Origin of the sequence: Actinophytocola sp. (genome assembly GCF_049647105.1) — a bacterium.
Lineage (GTDB): Bacteria > Actinomycetota > Actinomycetes > Mycobacteriales > Pseudonocardiaceae > Actinophytocola.
This window is the reverse complement of the sequence record NZ_JBARWZ010000182.1, coordinates 1-2,159: the sequence shown is the minus strand read 5'-3', so window position 1 is coordinate 2,159 and position 2,159 is coordinate 1. Positions and strand designations below refer to the sequence as shown.

The window sequence follows — 2,159 nt, the reverse complement described above, 5'->3', positions numbered from 1 at the left end:
TCGCCGCACAGCGCGTCGAGGTTGCGGGCGCCATCGGCCTTCGCGGCCAGCACGGTGGCGAGCCGGTCGGCGCCGGTGCCCGCCAGCGGGGTGAGGTCGCCGATCCCGGCGGCGTGCACGACGGCGGTGAGCGGGTGCTCGGCGGGGACGGCGGCGAGCAGGGCACGCAGGGCATCGGCGTCGGCGACGTCGCAGGCGGCGACGGTGGCCTTGGCGCCGAGGGCGTTGAGTTCGGCGACGAGGTCGGCGGCGCCGGGCGCCTCGTCCCCGGCCCGGCTGACCAGGAGCACGTGGTCGGCGCCATGGCGGGCGAGCCAGCGCGCGGTGTGCCTGCCGAGCGCGCCGGTGCCGCCGGTGACCAGGACGGTGCCGTGCGGGCGCCAGTCGCCGCCCTGCCCGGTGCCGTCGGCGCGGACGAGCCTGCGCGCGACCGTCCCTTCCGGACGGATCGCGACCTGGTCCTCATCGCCGGCGAGGACGGCGGCGAGCGCGGCCGGATCGGGGATGCCGTGCAGGGCGACGACCCCACCCCAGCGGTCGGGGTGCTCCAGCGCGGCGACGCGGCCGAGTGCGGCGACGGCCATGGCGGTCGGGTCGCCGGGGGTGTCGGCGGTGGCGACCCACAACGGGGCGCTGACGGTCCGGAGCACGGCCAGCGAGTCGGCGAGGCCCCTGGTGAGCAGCGGGTGGCCGGGGTGCGGCCGGTCGTCCAGCGCCAGCAGGGAAAGCACGCCGTCGGGGCGGCCGGTCCGGTCGGCGAGGCCGTCGAGGCCGGTGATCCTGACGGCGGTGCCGCCGTGCCGGGTGACGGCGTCGGCGCAGGCGGCGGCCATGTCGTCGGCACCGGGGGGTTCGACGATCCACCAGGTTCCGGCGAGTTGGGCTTCGGTGGTGGTCACCGGAGTCCAGCGCGTGCGGTAGTGCCAGTCGGCGGCGGGTGGGGTGGCGCGGGCAGGCCAGTGGCGGATGCGCTGGAACGCGTAGGTCGGCAGGTCGACCTCGCCGCCGCCCCAGTGGTCGAAGACGGCGGTCCAGTCGACGTCCACGCCACTGACGTGCAGCTCGGACAGGGCGCGCAGTGCCGAAGCGGTCTCGTCGCGACCGGCGCGCAGCAGCGGCACGGCGCTGTCGAGGTGGGTGGCGAGGACCGCGTCCGGCCCGATCTCGGCGAAGGTCGTGACGTGCCGCTCGCGCAGCAGCCGCACGCCGTCCGCGAACCGGACGGTGCCACGGATCTGCCGCACCCAGTAACCGGGGTCGGTGACGTCGTCCCCGTCCGCGGCGGGGATGACGGGGATGCGCGGGGCGTGGTAGGTCAGCGAGCGCGCCACGTCGGCGAACTCGGCGAGCATCGGTTCCATCAGCCGCGAGTGAAACGCGTGCGACACCGCAAGCCGCTTCACCCGCCGACCCGCACCCCGCCACCGCGACTCCAACGCCGCGATCTCCTCCTCGGCACCAGACACCACAACAGAACCAGGACCATTCACCGCCGCCACATCAACACCAGCCGGAACGTCCACTTCGGACACCTCAGCCGCCAGCATCGCCCCACCAGAAGGCAAACCCTGCATCAACCTGCCCCGAGCGGCGACCAACGAACACGCGTCCTCAATGGACAACACACCCGCAACATGCGCAGCGGCGACCTCGCCGATGGAGTGCCCCAACAGGAAGTCCGGGGTGACCCCCCACGACTCCAGCAACCGGAACAGCGCCACCTCCAGCGCGAACAGCCCTGCCTGAGCGTTGCGGGTCTGGTCGAGCGCGTCGGCGTCGTCCAGCGGGACACCGCCGAGCCGGGCGAGGAGGTCGTCGAAGACCCCGGCGAAGACCGGGAAGTCACGACGCAGTCCCGCACCCATCCCGGCACGCTGCGCGCCCTGACCGGTGAACAGGAACGCCACTCCCCCACCGCTCACGGTCCCGGTGACGACCGCGCCGGACTCCTCACCCGCCGCCAGCGCGGCCAGGCCGGTCATCGCCTGCGCCCGGTCGGCGGCGAGAACGACGGCGCGGTGGTCGAGCGGGGTGCGGGTGGTGGCCAGCGAGCGGGCGAGGTCGAGGTCGGGGTGCCCGCCGGACAACGCGGGCGCCAGCCGCCGCGCCTGGCCGCGCAGCCCGGCCGTGGACGCGCCGGACACCAGCCACGGCAGGAC

Annotated in this window: 1 protein-coding gene; it reads right to left on the bottom strand. The window is 75.0% G+C overall.

Features of this window, described 5'->3' with window-relative positions:
• Positions 1-2,159 (bottom strand): SDR family NAD(P)-dependent oxidoreductase (locus WBA97_RS22060; protein WP_424232784.1); only part of this gene is annotated, 2,159 nt, incomplete at both ends.